Source organism: Lysinibacillus sp. NPDC056232, assembly GCF_042267565.1.
Lineage (GTDB): Bacteria > Bacillota > Bacilli > Bacillales_A > Planococcaceae > Lysinibacillus.
This window is the reverse complement of sequence record NZ_JBHJTF010000025.1, coordinates 24088-41680: the sequence shown is the minus strand read 5'-3', so window position 1 is coordinate 41680 and position 17593 is coordinate 24088. Positions and strand designations below refer to the sequence as shown.

General features: G+C 37.6%; 17 protein-coding genes. 15 read left to right on the top strand and 2 right to left on the bottom strand.

Annotated elements, in window-relative coordinates; genetic code table 11:
• Window positions 1–783 (top strand): hypothetical protein (locus ACFCYJ_RS17645; RefSeq protein ID WP_376075450.1); only part of this gene is annotated, 783 nt, incomplete at its 5' end.
• 125 nt (window positions 784–908) lie between these two features.
• Here the strand turns inward: ACFCYJ_RS17645 and ACFCYJ_RS17640 are convergent.
• A complete protein-coding gene (locus tag ACFCYJ_RS17640; RefSeq protein WP_376075448.1) occupies window positions 909–1994 on the bottom strand; it encodes a glycosyltransferase in 1086 nt (361 codons plus the stop codon).
• 191 nt (window positions 1995–2185) lie between these two features.
• Between ACFCYJ_RS17640 and ACFCYJ_RS17635 the strand changes: the two genes are divergently transcribed.
• The 6 genes from ACFCYJ_RS17635 to ACFCYJ_RS17610 all read left to right on the top strand — a co-directional run bounded on the left by ACFCYJ_RS17635 (window position 2186) and on the right by ACFCYJ_RS17610 (window position 8761).
• Complete coding sequence (locus ACFCYJ_RS17635) at window positions 2186–3154, top strand: YncE family protein (protein ID WP_376075446.1); 969 nt, start codon at window positions 2186–2188, stop codon at window positions 3152–3154.
• Window positions 3151–3834: a response regulator transcription factor gene (locus ACFCYJ_RS17630; protein ID WP_376075445.1), complete on the top strand. Its 684-nt coding sequence runs from the start codon at window positions 3151–3153 to the stop codon at window positions 3832–3834. Before ACFCYJ_RS17635 ends, ACFCYJ_RS17630 begins: the two co-directional genes overlap by 4 nt.
• On the top strand, window positions 3831–5219 hold the full coding sequence (locus ACFCYJ_RS17625) for a sensor histidine kinase (protein WP_376075443.1): 1389 nt from the start codon (window positions 3831–3833) through the stop codon (window positions 5217–5219). Before ACFCYJ_RS17630 ends, ACFCYJ_RS17625 begins: the two co-directional genes overlap by 4 nt.
• A gap of 3 nt (window positions 5220–5222) precedes the next feature.
• Window positions 5223–5747, top strand: coding sequence for a FixH family protein (locus ACFCYJ_RS17620; RefSeq protein WP_376075441.1), 525 nt, complete (start codon window positions 5223–5225; stop codon window positions 5745–5747).
• A gap of 122 nt (window positions 5748–5869) precedes the next feature.
• A complete protein-coding gene (locus ACFCYJ_RS17615; RefSeq protein WP_376075440.1) occupies window positions 5870–6442 on the top strand; it encodes a TetR/AcrR family transcriptional regulator in 573 nt (190 codons plus the stop codon).
• A 129-nt stretch (window positions 6443–6571) separates the two neighbouring features.
• Window positions 6572–8761, top strand: a complete 2190-nt coding sequence (locus tag ACFCYJ_RS17610) for a YhgE/Pip family protein (RefSeq protein ID WP_376075438.1) — start codon at window positions 6572–6574, stop codon at window positions 8759–8761.
• A 323-nt stretch (window positions 8762–9084) separates the two neighbouring features.
• On the opposite strand, the gene yhfH is transcribed toward ACFCYJ_RS17610, so the two are convergent.
• Window positions 9085–9210, bottom strand: coding sequence for a protein YhfH (gene yhfH, locus ACFCYJ_RS17605; protein WP_012292204.1), 126 nt, complete (start codon window positions 9208–9210; stop codon window positions 9085–9087).
• 144 nt (window positions 9211–9354) lie between these two features.
• Here yhfH and lplA point away from each other — a divergent pair, with 144 nt between their 5' ends.
• From lplA to ACFCYJ_RS17565, 8 genes are all read left to right on the top strand, one after another.
• Window positions 9355–10347, top strand: a complete 993-nt coding sequence (gene lplA / locus ACFCYJ_RS17600) for a lipoate--protein ligase (protein ID WP_376075436.1) — start codon at window positions 9355–9357, stop codon at window positions 10345–10347.
• Window positions 10348–10415: 68 nt separating this feature from the next.
• Window positions 10416–10583: a hypothetical protein gene (locus ACFCYJ_RS17595; RefSeq protein ID WP_376075435.1), complete on the top strand. Its 168-nt coding sequence runs from the start codon at window positions 10416–10418 to the stop codon at window positions 10581–10583.
• Window positions 10584–10687: 104 nt separating this feature from the next.
• Window positions 10688–11392, top strand: a complete 705-nt coding sequence (locus ACFCYJ_RS17590) for a response regulator transcription factor (RefSeq protein ID WP_376075434.1) — start codon at window positions 10688–10690, stop codon at window positions 11390–11392.
• Complete coding sequence (locus tag ACFCYJ_RS17585) at window positions 11392–12375, top strand: sensor histidine kinase (protein WP_376075432.1); 984 nt, start codon at window positions 11392–11394, stop codon at window positions 12373–12375. Before ACFCYJ_RS17590 ends, ACFCYJ_RS17585 begins: the two co-directional genes overlap by 1 nt.
• A gap of 11 nt (window positions 12376–12386) precedes the next feature.
• On the top strand, window positions 12387–12821 hold the full coding sequence (locus tag ACFCYJ_RS17580) for a hypothetical protein (protein WP_376075430.1): 435 nt from the start codon (window positions 12387–12389) through the stop codon (window positions 12819–12821).
• 12 nt (window positions 12822–12833) lie between these two features.
• Window positions 12834–13610 (top strand): ABC transporter ATP-binding protein, encoded by a 777-nt coding sequence (locus tag ACFCYJ_RS17575; RefSeq protein ID WP_376075428.1) that lies wholly within the window; start codon window positions 12834–12836, stop codon window positions 13608–13610.
• Window positions 13582–15516: an FtsX-like permease family protein gene (locus ACFCYJ_RS17570; protein ID WP_376075426.1), complete on the top strand. Its 1935-nt coding sequence runs from the start codon at window positions 13582–13584 to the stop codon at window positions 15514–15516. The genes ACFCYJ_RS17575 and ACFCYJ_RS17570 overlap by 29 nt, the downstream gene beginning before the upstream one ends.
• Before the next feature lie 142 nt (window positions 15517–15658).
• Entirely contained in the window at window positions 15659–17206 is a 1548-nt protein-coding gene (locus ACFCYJ_RS17565) for a fatty acid--CoA ligase family protein (RefSeq protein WP_376075424.1), read from the top strand.
• Window positions 17207–17593: the final 387 nt, after the last annotated feature.

Genomic DNA, 17593 nt, shown 5'->3' with positions numbered 1-17593 from the left:
ACGCCAGTAACCCCAGTAGAACCGGTAGTCCCAGTAGAGCCGGTAGCGCCAGTCGCGCCAGTAACACCGGCAACTCCAGTAGAACCGGTAGCGCCAGTCACCCCAGTAGAACCGGTAGTCCCAGTAGAGCCGGTAGCGCCAGTAGAGCCAGTAACACCGGCAACTCCAGTAGAACCGGTAGCGCCAGTAACCCCAGTCACCCCAGTAGCGCCAGTCACCCCAGTAGAACCGGTAGCGCCAGTAGCTCCAGTCACCCCAGTAACACCAGTAGAACCGGTAGCGCCAGTCACCCCAGTAGAACCGGTAGCGCCAGTAGCTCCAGTCACCCCAGTAACACCAGTAGAACCGGTAGCGCCAGTAATCCCAGTAATCCCAGTAGAGCCGGTAACGCCAGTAACCCCAGTAGAACCGGTAGTCCCAGTAGAGCCGGTAGCGCCAGTCGCGCCAGTAACACCGGCAACTCCAGTAGAACCGGTAGCGCCAGTCACCCCAGTAGAACCGGTAGTCCCAGTAGAGCCGGTAGCGCCAGTAGAGCCAGTCGCGCCAGTAACACCGGCAACTCCAGTAGAACCGGTAGCCCCAGTCGCTCCAGTACTTCCTGTTGGGCCAGTTCTTCCAGGTTTAACAGGCCAAACAGGACAGCTTGGAGCACAAGGATTACAACAACACGGGAATGTATTACATTTGCTGCAGATTCTATTTTTAAATTGTCCAAAATGCATTGTTTCACCTCCTCTCTCAAATATCGTATTCATAGAGAGAGAAAGTGAAATAGACAGTTAACTACTTGGTTATTCTAAAACATCAATAGCGATAAAAGTATTTTTCTTCAATGTATAGTTAAAACCTATTACTAGAAATTGAAAATTACTCCAATGTACTAATTAATCCATTAACATAGAAGAAAATTAAGATTCTTCATTACTCTTATTTAAAATACGATCGAAGTATGTTTTATTGTGCAGTATTTTTTCATCATTTGGTAAAAAAGATCCGGCTAATTCATTATGTGCGTTGGCAGTTTCATATTGCTGTAACCGGTCAAAGAGGACACAAAGTTGTAAGTGGGGCAACCATGTCGTAAAGGTTTTATTTTGAAAAGGAGTGTTAGGATTTTGCTTGATGAGAAGCGCTTGTTCATACCAAAATATTGCTTCATAATTTTTGGCTTGTTCCATGAAATGAAAACCTAGTCTACAACACGCTTCCGGGCGTGGAATATCATATTCAAAGCTTCTTAAAATGGAAGTCAATTTGTTTTCTGTATCATTTATATAAGAATAACAATCCGCTAATTTGAAACAGGCTTGAATATTATCTTCTACCCAGCCTAATTTAGACGTTAAAAACGTTTCATAGTAAAATAGTGCATCTTCATATTGTTCATGATCTAGTAATTCATTGGCGTAATAAAATGTATCTCGTGGAGAGAGAGGTTCTCCTGATTCCACTAATTGCTTATAGATGTTAATATTCCGCATATGATCATGGCTAAGTGGTAAATGACTGACAGCTATTTCACTATCCAAAAGCTTCCCTCCGACTTCTAAATATTCATGTACAGCACCTATCCATTGGAATTGATTATCTCTTCTTACTAAACGATATCTCCTTAATAGAGAATTTACGTTTCCTTCATTATCAAAGCTTAAATTATAATTCATCGAAACAGCATCTATTTCAGGGTTCAAGGATTCTTTGAGTGCTTTAAATTTTTCCTGATCCTCTTCTAATAATACGTCGTCTGCATCTAGCCATAAAATGTACTCCTTTGTTGCTTGCTGAAAGGAAAAATTTCTTGCAGCTGCAAAATGCTGAATCCATTCAAAATCAAAAATACGATCTGTAAACTGTTTAACAATTTGCTTTGTATTGTCGGTAGAGCCTGTATCGATGATATTAATCTCATCGACTACTCCTTTTACAGATGCTAGACATCTACCAATGACATCTTCTTCATTTTTCACTATCATACATAAGCTAATGGACACCATAAAGTGGATTCCTCCTTACCGTAATCTATGTAGTATATGAGTTACTATATTTTTTGGTTTGGATAAATGCTCGTAGATGTAGTATTACATAGTAATAATCGTGAAATTTGCTGGTTTTCTTTGTCATAAATTTACCTTTCAAGTTTCACGCGAATTTCACAATTGTGAAGTATAGTTAAGAAACAGAGGTGATGATGTTGAAAAAATGGGTATTCTTCATTTTTTCTTTAGTACAGCTTATATGGCTAGCAGGGTGTACGGAGAAATCGTTTGATCCTATTGAACGCGATCAGAATTTTATTGCGTCCTTAAATATACAAGAGCCTTCGCTAGATTTTATAGATGGACAAGGGAATGTGATGGCAACATGGTTATTTGAAAAAGCTTACTCAGGGGCAATACTGCTTGATAATGATTGTGTGTTATTGTACGGTCATCAATTAGATGAAATAGATGTCTATACATTATCAACCGGAAAGAAGCTCTATTCCAAAAAAGTACAGCTTGGTACAACGAATGTGTATTATGCTGAAAATAAAAAACAGTTTTTTATTGCGAATAGCAAAACAAATACAGTGACAAGCTTTGATGAGAAGGGCAACGAACTGGCAACACAGAAGCTAGGTAATTATCCCATGTCAATGGCAGCCTATAACGATAAGCTATATGTGATTAATTATAAAGATACGAAATTATCGGTGTTAAATATAGAAAATCTAAAGGTTGAGCAAGAGTGGCCGATTCAAAAATCATCGCATGGAATAGCCATTCTCGAAGAGACAAATGAACTATGGATAGGTGGTCATGGAGAAGGAAGTAAACCGAATAGCTCTGTTAAAAAATATGATCTTATGACAGGAGTCAAAAAAGGGGAGATCAAAATGCCTTTAATGCCTGTTGGATTAACCAAAACAAAGGATGCTATCCTCGTTGTTAGTCATGGCCATAATAAATTATATGTTGCTGACTTTGATGGGAATGTGAAATGGCAGCAAGAGGTAGGAGCTAATCCATTTGTCGTAAATCAGTTTAAAGATTATATTGTTGTCGCTGGCTATGATGACCATACTTTGTATTTCATAAAAGAAGGTCAGGTGAAAAAAACAGTTGATGTGGGGAAAGGTGCATTTCAACTGTTAGTGAGGGAGGAAAAAATGTGACAACTGTATTAATTGTTGATGATGAGCAAGATATGCGTAATTTAATAGAAATGATGCTCAATAATTCTAAATTTGAGACCTTAACAGCAGCAAGTGGTACCGAAGCCTATGATATTGTTGTACGCGAAAAAATTGATTTAGTTCTACTTGATGTGATGATGCCGCATGAAGATGGCTTTGCGGTTTGTCAAAGTATACGTGCGATGTCGAATATACCAATTATTTTCCTGACAGCACGCGATGCCAATGAGGATAAAGTTAAAGGCCTAACAATTGGAGGAGATGATTATATTGTAAAACCCTTTACAAACGATGAGCTCGTTGCGCGAATTCATGCTGTGTTAAGAAGAAGCGGTACTAATATGGAAGAATTACAGCAAAAATATGTGATGTTTGGACCTATCAAAATAGATGAGACTGCACGTAAGGTATCTGTAGATGGAAAAAGTGTTCCGCTTACGTTAAAGGAATTTGAACTATTACATTTATTTATGAATAACCCTGGAAATGCGTATACAAGGGAACAATTACTAGAACGTATTTGGGATATTGATTATATAGGGGGGACAAGAACCGTTGACACTCATATAAAAACCTTACGTATCAAGCTTGGAAAGGAAGCGGCGGGGCATATTCAAACCGTCTGGGGAGTGGGCTACCGCTTTGATCCTGGCGAATGAAAAAGATTTCAACACGCATTTGGCTATTAATCTTTGCTTTTTTAATTATTACCGTTGTCTTCATGTATGTCCTGACTGATTATTTATATGAACGACTTTATGTAGAAGACACGGAAGAGATGATGGTAGAAGTAGGGACAAAGCTACAAACGATGTATACCGGTAGTAAAGTAACGGATGAATTTATTGCAGATATTGAACATTATACTAATTATTCGAATTTGAATATTTTTGCCGTAAGAAATCCGCGAGAACTAAGTGCCTGTGTGCCGTTTGATATTGATTTCGAAACATTAATTGGTCCAGAAGAGCGACAGCAATTACTTGCAGGTGAATATGTACAAAAAATTGGGTATGAGCCTCGATTTGATAGACAGTTAATTTCTGTAGTACTTCCGCTAGTAGACCAAAATAGGCTTGAAGGGATTATTTATATTTACTTCCCTTTAGCAAAAATTAGTGAGTTAGCGAATAATGAAGTTATTTTTTTATTTGTCAGTGCTTTTATATTTTTGATTGTCATCAGCTATTTAATTTATAAAGGGATCCGTCATATTATGCGACCACTAAGTAATTTGCAAAGAGCTGTTGAGCAAATGTCATACGGAAACTATGGAACACGCGTACCAGTTAAATCGAAAGATGAAATTGGAAGATTATCTAGCACCTTCAATAAAATGGCAGAGGTGATCCAACAAGAGGACGAGGCTCAAAAAACATTTTTAGCAACAGTCTCGCATGAACTAAGGACACCGATTAGCTATGTAAAAGGATATAGTGAAGCGATGCAAAAGGGCATTATTCCAGAAAGTCAAAAAGAGGAAACCATCCAGCTGATTGTACGTGAGGCAAATCGTATGGAACGTTTAACGAATGAATTACTTCAACTTGCTCGTATGGAAAATGAACAAGCAGAAATTACTTTATATCCAATCCCTCTCGCCGAAACATTACGTGAGGTTCAAAAAATATTAACCCATCAGGCAGAGAAGAAGAGCATTGCACTTCATTTAGATGCTGATGATGCATTAATCATCAAAGCTGATGAAGTAAAGCTGAAACAAATTTTTATTAATATTATTGAAAATGCCATTAATTACTCGTATGAGCAGTCAAAGGTTGAAATTACTGCTTTTGAGGACAATGGTAGTGCTCAAATTATCATTAAGGATTATGGCATGGGTATCCCACAAGAAGATTTATCGCATGTAACGGAGCGCTTTTATCGTGTTAACAAAGCGCGGAGCCGAGCAGATGGTGGCAGTGGACTAGGCTTGTCGATTGTTGAACAGTTGTTGAAGCAGTTACATGGCAAGATAGAGATTGAAAGTGAAGTTGAAAAAGGCACAGTTGTAAAAATCACATTACCGTTAATGGAGGAATAAAACATGAAAAAATGGTTATTGGCATTAGTTGCAGTACCTGCATTATTAGTAGGTTGCGGAGAAAAGAAAGAATCAACAGCTTTACCAGAACCACAAGAGCCACAAATGTTGGAGGTTCAAATTTTAACACCAAAAGAAGTAGCAATAAATGAAACAGTTGAGCTTGCTGCCCAAGTTGAACAAGGTGGCAAAAGTATCGATGATGCAGATGTGAAATTTGAAGTGTGGGAATCTGGTAAACGAGATGAAGGGCAAACGATTGAGGGTAAATTAGAGAAAGATGGCGTTTATAAAGCGAAGACTAAGTTTGACCACGATGGAGTATATTATATGTATGCTCATACGACAGCTAATGGTATTCATAATATGCCGAAGCAACAAATTACTGCTGGCAGCCCGGATATGACGAAAGTTTTACCAGAGGATGAAAAAGCAAATAACAACAGCATGGATCATAACATGATGGATCACGGTAATGATACTTCTGAGCATAGTGATCATGAAAAAAGTGAAAAAAATCACAATTAAATGCTTGCATTATTTTTAAAATAGGAATATGATAATGACCAGATGACCGAAACGGTTTTCTGGTCATTATCATTTTCGTGTACAAAGGCATGTACATAATAGAACAGGAAAGGATGTTACTAATGGATCGTAGGCAGGAAATTCTTGAAGCAGCTACAAAATCCTTTACATTGTTTGGGTACAAGGCGACAACAATGGAGCAAGTAGCTAAAATTGCGAATGTCGGTAAAGGGACGATTTACACATTCTTTGCGAATAAAGAAATTTTATTTCAAGAGATAGCTATGTCACTTGTACGTGAAATGCAAGCAGAAGCGGATGCAGTGTTGGATGCATCAGCTAGCTTTATGGACAATGCGCACAATGCTTTAATGAAAATGCTACAGTTCCGTGAAAAACATCTTTTATTTGCGAAGTTATTAGAGGAGGAAAAGGAACTACGAACGCCAGTAGTTAAACAAGCTTTAGCTCGCATTGAGACTGAAATTTTATCCTACGTTACTGAATTAATTCAAAGACGTATCGTAAAAGGAGAAATTAGAGACTGTGATGCAGAATTAGTAAGCTTTTTGTTGCTAAAGGCGTATCTAGCATTTGTCGTTGATTGGCATGAGCTACATGGCGAAATTATTCCAGAAGAAAAGATACTAAATCTTTTCAAGGAAACAATCTTCCGTGGGCTAATTTTAACTTAATTTAGCTGAGCTAAAAGGTGAATCAATGACAGTCTAGCGGTTTTACCCCCCTGAAAACTTAGTTTTTTTTTTGAATAAAAATGACCGACTTATATTTTCGGTCAAATATTATAGGAGTGAAGAAAACTTATGATTAAAGCTGAGTGGCTGAAAATCTTTAAAACAAGAAAAATGCTTGTTTCAATAATCGCTGTATTATTTATCCCAGTCATGTATGCCGGTATGTTTTTATGGGCATTCTGGGATCCGTATGAAGGCCTTCCGAACTTGCCAGTAGCTGTTGTCAATGAAGATAAGGGCGCTGAAATGGAAGGAGTTAAATTAGATTTAGGGAACGATTTAGTCGATAAGCTTGTCGAGAGTAACGAGTTTAAGTTTATTGACGTTTCCAAAGAAGAAGCTGAAAAAGGCTTACATGGCCGTGATTACTATATGATTCTAGAAATTCCAACAAATTTCTCTGAGCACGCGACTACTTTATTAGATGACAAACCTTCTAAACTAGTTATGAATTATATTCCGAATGAAGGAATGAACTTCCTTGGTGCACAAATTGGTGAAACAGCAATGGACCGTGTACGTGCGGAAGTAAATTCACAAGTTTCAGCAACTTATGCTGAAAAGTTATTTGATTCTATTACAACTCTTGGAGATGGCTTTACAGAGGCTGCTGATGGCTCGAATAAGCTAGATGAAGGTGCTAAAACTTTAGCTGATGGTACAAAGGATTTAAAAGGTTATCTTGAGCAACTAGCATCAAGTACAGTTGAATTATCAAGTGGTGCAGATAAAATTACTAAAGGTGCTGGAGACGCTGCAAAAGGTGCAAATGACTTAACTACTGGCTTAGTAAAATTACAAGACGGTACTGTACAGTTACAAAATGGTGCACAGCAAGCAGCAACAGGAGCAACAACTCTTTCGCAAGGTGTGTCACAATATACACAGGGTGTAGCGCAAGTTCAAACAGGTTTAGCTACGATTAGCGATAAACAAAAACAAATTACTGCAGGCGCAACTTCAATTGCTAATAGTGCAGGTCAATTAAATGGTGCAGCAGGTCAATTAACAGCGGGTTCTGCAAAAGTAGCAGAAGGCATCACTGCTTTATCTAAACAATTAGAAGGCATGATGGGTTCATTGCCTGAAGAACAAGCAGCAGTATTAAAACAAACATTAAATGAGCTACAAGCAGGAAGTGCAAGCGTGCATACTGGATTAGGTGCTTTAACTGCTGGTACAAAAGAATTACAAACTGGTGCTAACGGATTAAGTTCTGGTGCATCGCAAATTGCAGCAGGTCAATCACAAGTGTTAGCGGGTGCAAATGCGTTAACATCAAAAAGTGGTGCATTAATCGAAGGTGCAAAAGGTCTTCAAGCTGGTAATGCAACACTTTCTCAAAAATTAGGTGAATTAAATGCTGGTGTTAAGACAGCCGTAACAGGTTCTAAAACATTGGCTTCAGGTTTAAATGAGCTAGCAAGTGGTTCAAAAACATTGAATCAGGGTACATCAACACTTGCATCTAAATCAGGTGAAATAGCAGAGGGTTCTTCAAAGATTGCTGATGGTTCAACTGAACTTGCAGATGGTACATCAACTTTATCTAGCAAACTAGGTGAAGCAAGTGAAAAAGCAAAAGAAGTTCATGCAAGCAAAGACACATATGATATGGTAGGTAGCCCAGTTGAGGTTGATAAAGAATCTGTAAACCATGTACCTAACTATGGTACAGGTTTCTCACCATACTTTATTTCTCTTGGTTTATTCGTTGGTGCGTTATTAATCTCTATCGTTTTCCCACTTGTGGAACCAGCGATTCGTCCAAAAAATGGAGCAACTTGGTTTGTGAGTAAAGTCTCAGTTTTAGCAATAGTCGGCTTAATTCAAACTATATTAACAGTGGTTATTGTAAAATGGAGCTTAGGCCTTGAAGTAGACAATTTTGGATACTTCTTCCTAACAGCATTATTAACAAGTTATGTTTTCTTAGCTTTAATTCAAATGTTAGTATCTATTTTCGGTGATCCAGGACGCTTCATGGCGATTGTTGTATTAATTTTACAACTTACAACAAGTGCGGGTACATTCCCACTTGAGTTAATCCCATCACCATTACAAGTATTTAATAAACTATTACCAATGACTTATACTGTTTCAGCATTTAAAGCTAGTATTTCAACTGGTGATACATCATACTTAATGCAAAACTACGGAATTCTAGCAGGCTTCCTAGTAGCATTCTTAGCTATTACTTTCGGTTATTTCATGTTACTACACACAAAACGTTACTCAAAAGTAGCCGAAGAAAACTAAAAAAAGAATTTTTACACCCACCGATATTGGTGGGTGTTTTTTTGCGGTTGGATGATTGTCTGGCAAGGGAAGAGATGCTCGGTAGCGGGGAGAACAACTCGGGTAGGTTCGAAAACTGATCAGGTACGAGGAAGAACCACTCGGCTTCAATAAAAAAGCTCATATGCAAAAAAACATACAAAAAACAGCAGCTGATATGAGCGTATCAGCTGCTGTTTTTTAAGTGTAAGAGATTTAATTAAGGGTTCATCAAAATATGATGAAGGGTGTCATTATTAGTACGTGTGGGGCACGTATATGACTATTACAGAATAGGCAAATGCTTATAGGTGGTTACATTTTTCACAAGTGTTGCTGTAGCATTCACTTTGTTCTTCAATTTTTTCACCGCATTCTGTACATTGCTTTGCAGGTAGGTTCTTGAAAAATTCAACTACATTTTCTAACATTGTGGACTCCTCCTTTAAGTTCATCTGTACTATTACTGTTTTGATATTTTATAGTGTATTATAACAGATGCTTTTCGTCAACACAAAATGCCTAATTTACGTTAAAATAAATATGGATATTTTGTGAAGGAGGAAACGTAACTTATGATATTCGTTGATAATAAAGGGATTCATGATCCACGCATTAACCTTGCCATTGAGGAGTATTTATTGAAAACGATGGATGTTGAAAAGGAGCCAGTGCTACTTTTTTACATAAATCAGCCTTCAATCATCATTGGTAAAAATCAAAATACTATCGAAGAGATTAATACAGATTATGTGGAGGACAATGGCATAATCGTTGTACGTCGCCTTTCAGGTGGCGGCGCAGTGTATCATGATTTAGGAAACCTAAACTACAGTTTTATCACTAAAGACGATGGCGACAGCTTTATGAATTATAAAAAGTTCACGCAGCCTGTTGTCGATGCACTTGCAAAAATGGGTGTTCATGCGGAGCTTTCAGGCCGCAATGACATTTTAGCGGAAGGACGTAAGGTTTCTGGGAACGCGCAGTTTTCTACAAAGGGCCGTATGTTTAGCCACGGTACGTTAATGTTTGATACAGAAATTGATGCTGTTGTATCTGCATTAAAGGTGAAAAAAGATAAAATTGAATCAAAGGGCATTAAATCGATTCGTTCAAGAGTAGCTAATATTTCTGAGTTCTTAAAGGATAAGATGACAGTCGAAGAATTCCGTCTAGAAATTTTAAAATCCATTTTCGGTGGTGAAGGAAATATTTGCTATTACGAGCTAACAGAGGAAGACTGGGCAAATATCCACAAGCTATCGGCAGAGCGTTATCAAACATGGGAATGGAATTATGGGAAATCACCACGCTTTAATATTCAAAAAACACATCGCTTCCCAACTGGAGGCATTGATATTCGCTTAGAGGTGAATCACGGAATTATCGAAGAAGCACATATTTTTGGTGATTTCTTCGGTGTGGGCGACATGGCAGATGTTGAACAACGATTAGTTGGGACAAACTATGATCGAACTGCAATTGCTAATGCGTTAGCGGATATTGATATACCAACATACTTTGGTGGAATTGCGACAGAAGAGTTTTTACAATTAATTTATTAAGAAAAGCTTAGCTATAAATTGGCAAATGTCCTTATTGAGGGTTCAATATTAAAAGAAGAGGATGACATTTGTTAAACATATGCGATGTTTATATGTTGATTGGAGTGGAGGCTAGGCGACTCCTTGGGGATCAGCGGCTCATCGGACGCCCCCAGGAAGCTCTGCTCTGCGCGAAAGCGAAGCGTCAGCCGGAACGGAAATCAACCTCACTCTTTGATGATAAGCACTACAAATGATTTCTAATAAATAGAATCGTGTTAACTTTTCTACAAAAGGTTCGCTGACAGTTATGTCGGCGGGCCTTTTTTTGATACAATATAAGATAGAAAGGAGTGTTGGTATGGAGAAGCATCGAATATTTATTGTCGAAGATGATGTAAAGATTGCATCATTGCTCGCAGAAACGCTTAGAAAATATCAATACGAAGTTGAAACGATCAAAGAATTTGATCATCTCATTGAAGAATTTACAGCATTTAATCCACACATGGTGTTGCTTGATATAAATTTACCTTCGTACGATGGCTACTATTGGTGTCGCCAACTACGTCAACATACAACGTGTCCAATTATTTTTATTTCCGCTCGTTCTGGGGAAATGGATCAAATTTTTGCGCTAGAAAATGGGGGCGACGATTTCATTACGAAGCCATTTAATTATGAGATTGTGCTGGCTAAAATCCGTAGTCATTTGCGTCGTACATATGGTGAATATGCAACAAGACAAGAAGAACGGACAATTAAACAAGGACAGCTTGTTCTTCATTTAGAAAGAATGGAGCTTCATAAAAATGATTTAGAGATCCCACTACAGAAAAAAGAATGTATCATTTTAGAACTGTTAATGGGAAATGCCCCAAAAGTAGTGACGCGTGAGCAACTGTTAGAAGAGCTTTGGGACGATCAGGCATTTGTCGATGAGAATACGTTGAACGTCAATATGACACGAGTGCGCAAAAAGCTAGCTGATTATCAAATTATGTCTTCTATAGAAACGGTACGTGGAGCGGGTTATCGCTTTATTTTAAGTGCGGGTGAGTTATAGTGGGCTGGAAATTATTTTTGCGTGATTACGCATCGTTCATTGTATTCCAGTTCTTATTAGTCGGTTTTATTATGGTCTTATATTGGCTGGACGGCTTTCGAAATGTTGATACTGCTATTTACTCCTTCTGTATTAGTTTAGTGTTGTTGGCCTCGTTTTTACTTATCCGTTATTTAATGCGTCAACGTTATTTGATAAAAATATCGCAGCTTCCTAAAACAATGGAGGATGTGTTACAAAAAAATGCTAAAACACCTGAGGCGATACAGGCTGAAAAATATATGCATGAACTATATCGACTATATAAGCATGAACTTCAATCGTTATATGCAGGCCAAAAACGACATGATCAGTTTATGAATCAATGGGTGCATCAGATGAAAACACCAATTGCTGTTATTGAGCTTTTATTACAGGATGAGCGTCCTCTCGATAAAAAGAATGTGCAGGAGGAAATTGATCGCTTGCGTAGAGGCTTAGATATGGTGTTGGTGAATGCTCGATTAGAAAATTTTGAAGATGATATGCAAGTAGAACAGGTTGCTTTAAAAACGATCGTTACGGCAACTGTAAATGAAAATAAACGTTTATTTATTACGAAGCGTGTCTTCCCAGAAATTCATATAGAGGATGATATTATCGTAGCAAGTGATTCAAAATGGCTTCACTTTATTATCGGACAATTCGTTACTAATGCGGTTAAATATACGTTTGAGGCAAATAAAAAAATAGTGATATCTGCCATTAAAAAAGATGACCACGTACAATTAGCCATTTGTGATGAAGGTATTGGTATTCCTACTTCTGATCTTTCTCGTGTCACTAAAGCCTTCTTTACTGGTGAGAATGGGCGTAAAACTGGGGAATCCACAGGGATGGGCTTATATTTAGCGAAAGAAATCTGTGGAAAACTCGGTCACGAATTAAACATTACATCAGAGGTAGAGAAAGGAACAATTGTTACAGTGACATTTACGAATTAGGGGGATCGGAAATGACAGAGGTATGTTTAGCAGAGTGGATTTTAAATGTAGAGACTGAGAAAACAGAGGCATTATACGAATCACATAACGAAGTTTGTGAGTGTTTATCCTGCAAAAATTTCCGTAAGGCTAGTCTTTTTCTTAATGAAGAAGTAATGCATTTTTCGAATAAGCTTGGGCTAGACTTATATAAACCAACTTTACTTAACGCTTTTCCTGTAGAAGGGGAACAAGTGATGTACAGTGGACATTATACGATTTGTGGAGAAGTAATTGAAGGTGAAATGGATGCCTGGGATACAATTGTTGGTTCGCATTGCTTTAGTCTAGTGGAGGAGGATGGTAATGAGTCAGCTGAATTTTTAACGGGGCCGCATTTTCAAATTGGCTTTGAAGTAGTATTGCAGTGGCTTTTACCAGAATCTATGGAATTAATGAAGAAATAAGGTGAACAAGATATGCCTATTTTGCAAATAAAAGACGTGACGAAGGTCTATGAAGGAAAAGTAACCCATCGTGCGTTAAATCAACTAAGCTTTGAGGTGGAGGAAGGCGAGTTTTTAGCAGTCATGGGTCCATCAGGAAGTGGAAAAACAACATTATTAAATATTATTTCTACGATTGATGAACCTACGAGTGGAGAAATCATTTTAGATGGCATGAACCCTCATATGCTGAAAGCAACTGAGTTAGCCTACTTTAGAAGAAGACAGCTTGGTTTTATTTTTCAGGATTTTAATCTTTTGCATATGTTAACAGTGGAAGAGAATATTGTGCTGCCATTGACATTAGACCAGCAGCCATTAGAAGTGATGGAGGAGCGTCTTGCAAGCATTGTGGAAAAGCTCGATTTAACGTCATTCTTGCATAAACGCCCAAATGAAATATCAGGTGGACAAGCACAAAGAACAGCCATTGGTCGGGCACTTATCCATAATCCAAGTCTCATTTTAGCAGATGAGCCGACCGGAAATTTGGATTCGAATTCTTCGCGTGATGTACTTGAACTTTTAACAAATATCAATCAGGAAAGACGAACAACGATTGTCATGGTAACACATGATCCAATTGCAGCTAGCTACTGTGATCGTGTGTTATTTATTAAAGATGGAGAATTTTTCAATGAAATTTACAAAGATGACCGTCGTCAAATGTTTTTCCAGCGAATATTAAATGTGTTGAGCTTACTAGGAGGAGGACAAGTAGGTGACCTTTCGACAATTCGCTTACCGTAATGTCGTACGGAATAGCCGTATATACGGTGCCTTTTTCATGGCAAGTTTTTTTTCTGTGGCTGTGTTTTTTATCTATTCAATGCTCATGTTTCATCCGGATATTGAACAAGGGATTTTAGGAGAGGCATCGTTAATTGGGATGGTTGGTGCAGAAATCGTACTCGTCCTTTTCACACTATTCTTTTTATATTATTCGATGAGTGCCTTTTTAGAGGCTAGATCACATGAGTTTGCTATTTTATTACATTTGGGAATGGAAAAACGCCAGATGAATAAGCTTGTCTTTTTGGAGACAATGATTATTGGATCTGGCTCTATTATGGTTGGGATTATATTTGGTTTCTCATTTTCGAAATTCTTTTTCATGATAGTCCGAGAAATTTTACATTTAGATAATTTACCCTTATATGTTTCATGGCAGCCATTTTTACTGACAATTGGTGTCTTTACAAGTGCCTTTGTGGTTATTTCTTTTATTAGTGTGTATTTTACACGTGAAAGAAAATTGCGTGATCTCCTTATGGGAAGTGAGTATTTAAATAGTGTTTCAACCTATTCTAAAACCCGCGCAGTATTTGGTATTGCCTCTATTTTATCAGCATACTTACTAGCATTTATCGTACCGAAAACATCTTTCATTGGTTTAACATTATTAATTCCGTTTTTAGCGACCTTTGGAACGTATTATTTTTTCAGTGATTCTTTACCTTGCTTTATAGATAAAGCACGGGGGAAACGAAAATTTCATTGGCAACGCTATCGCCTTCTGTCGTTAGCTGAGCAAAGTCATATTATGATGGACAATGTGAAAATGTTTTTTGTAGTCACGATGGTGTCAACAATGGCCTTTTTATCGGTCGGTGTTTTAGCAACGATGTCATCATATACAATACAATATGATCGTTTAAATCCACTAGGGCTTGTCTATAAGGGAGACGTCGACAATCCATATGAGAGAAATCATATCGCCTCTTTACGAATGGAATTAGAGGAAAAGGGCTTGTCCTATCATTTATCTCGCTTTGTTGTGATCAAGCAAACCTCTTCATATACGCACAATGAGGTTGAGGTTTTTAGGGAATCAGACATGAATGTATTGCTTTCTTCCTATAGTTACCCATTACTTGATATGGCTTCAGGAGAGGCAGTGTTTATTCCATATTCGGAAGAGTCCCTAAACAAACTAAAAAATAAAGTTGTTCATACAGTATTAGAGGAAAATTCTATCCCGATCACCATTGATAGCGTATATCCTAAAATAGTATTCCCAGGGTCAATCGTTAGTGTAAATTCTATAGTGATTAGCGATGAGGATTTTGTAAAGCTCATAAAGCCGATTACCGATAAAAACGTTGAGCAGCCAATCTATCATTTATTTACCTTCTATATCCCTCAGTGGATGGAAACGAAAGATATCGGCAAGGACATAGAAGAGTTAAAAGCATCTCAATATTTTTATAAGAAGAATAGATTTAGCCCATTTTTCTTTGAAAATGCAGGATTAAATTATTCTTATATATTAGCTACTTATTCTTTATTCACATTAGTAGGGGTCTTAGTAGCAACAGTCTTTTTATTAGCAGCAGGTAGCTTTGTTTACTTTAAACTGCATACTTCTCTTGAAAGAGAAAAGCGTAAATTTGATGTCTTAAAGCGAATGGGCTTAACAGATACGGAGCTCAAAAAGCTTGTGAATCGTCATTTATTCCCACAATTTTTCTTGCCATGGGGTGTTGCAATGATGCATAGCCTCTTTGCTTTTCTGATGGTTCAAGGTATTTTAAAGGATATTGCTAATATTTCCATTGTAAAAGAAGTTGTCTTATCTTTTAGCTTTTTTGTTTTAATACAAGTAGTCTATTTTTACTTGATTCGTTGGCGATACATCTCGCATATTCGTTCGTAAACAAGACGTACGAGAGAGAAAAAAATGAATTATTTGACGTAATTTACGACATGAAATAAAAAGTTTCGTTGTCTTTTAGATATATTTCTTATATAATATTACTGAATAATGATTCATTTTATACGATAAGGGGATGGTGTAATTGAATTTAGTTTCAAGTGTTCGTCAACAAGCATTAGAGCAACCGGATAAAATTGCGTATCATTTTATGGGGAAAGATACGACGTACGGTGAGTTTGAACACACGGTTGGTCGCTTTGCAAAGGGGTTACAAGATTTAGGGGTAGAAAAAGGGGACCATGTGGCGTTTTTACTCGGCAATACACCACATTATTTAATTGCGTTATATGCAACAATGCGTTTAGGGGCAACGGCAATTCCGATTAATCCAATCTATACACCGGATGAAATTTCGTATATTTTGCATAATGGTGATGTAAAAGCTGTTATTGCACTTGATGCACTTTTTCCGTTAGTAGAAATGGGTGTACATGCATTTCCAAAAGTAAAAACATTTGTTGTTTGTGAAACAACAGAGGATGTTGCTGAAAAAGTAACGACTTTATCCGATGAGGCAAAGGCGAAAATTCATTTATTTTCACAAGTAATTGCTAGTGCATCGGACTCTTGCCAACCAGTAGAAGTAGCTGACGATGATAATGCAATTATTTTATATACTTCAGGAACGACAGGTACTCCAAAGGGTGCAATGCTGACTCATAAAAATATCTATTCAAATGCACGAGATGTAGCACATTATTTAGGCTATAAAGCAGATGATCGTATTATTGCTACGTTACCAGTTTTCCATGTATTTGCGTTAACTGTCGTAGCCAATGCGCCTTTATTGAGTGGAGCAACGGTTTTGCTTGTACCACGTTTTAGTCCAACTGAAATCTTTAAATTAACGAAGGAACAAAAGGCAACAGTCTTCGCGGGTGTGCCAACTATGTATAACTTCTTGTATCAATTACCTGAAAGCAATCCTGAAGATTTCTCAACAATACGTTTAGCGATTTCAGGTGGCGCGTCTTTACCTGTAGCACTATTACATAATTTCGAGAAGAAATTTAATGTGCGTGTTTCAGAGGGCTTTGGCTTATCAGAAGCATCACCAGTAACGTGCTTTAACCCATTGGATCGTGAGCGTAAGGCAGGTTCTATTGGGACATCCATTTCCAATGTTGAAAATAAGGTGGTGGATGTTAATGGTCAAGAAGTGCCGGTTGGCGAAGTAGGGGAGCTAATTGTACGAGGGCCTAACGTTATGAAGGGCTATTATAAATTACCTGAAGAAACAGCGATGGCTATACGTGATGGCTGGTTATACACAGGGGATTTAGCTAAAGTTGACGAAGAAGGGTACTTCTACATCGTTGACCGTAAAAAAGATATGATTATTGTAGGCGGATTTAATGTATACCCAAGAGAGGTTGAAGAAGTACTGTTTGCACATAATAATATCGTTGAAGCGGCAGTTGTAGGTTTCCCAGACCCTAACTTAGGTGAGGCAGTTCATGCATATGTTGTCTTAAAAGATGCAGATGCAACTTCAACAGAAGATCTTCTCGCATACTGTGCAGAACATATGGTGAAATACAAGGTTCCTAAAGTAATTGAGATTCTGGATGAATTACCGAAAAATACGACAGGAAAAATTTTACGCCGTTCATTAAAAGAAAAAGTATAAGCCAAAAAGCTACTATTGAAAATAGTAGCTTTTTTTATCCCGCATAAATGAACAGTAGATTCACATTTCAAGATTTAAGAGAAGCAATGAATATTAGTTGGAGATCCACTGCCAGTAACCGTAGCGACAGCAACAATTGTTTTATCTGTGCGAAAGCGTAGCGACAGCAACAACAAATCGCCCAGTCGGAACGGAAATCAACCACACGTTTTGGTGATGATCCAATATTACAGCAATGTAAAAAAGTATGGCCACTTATTTAAATAGTTGAGTGTGTATGTCTGTAAGTGATAAAATCAAACTTGTGAAATCTACATACTTTTTAAAGGCTTGTCATATAGTGAGGGAGAAGTAACACTATAGACAGTAAACAAGAATGGAACCCTT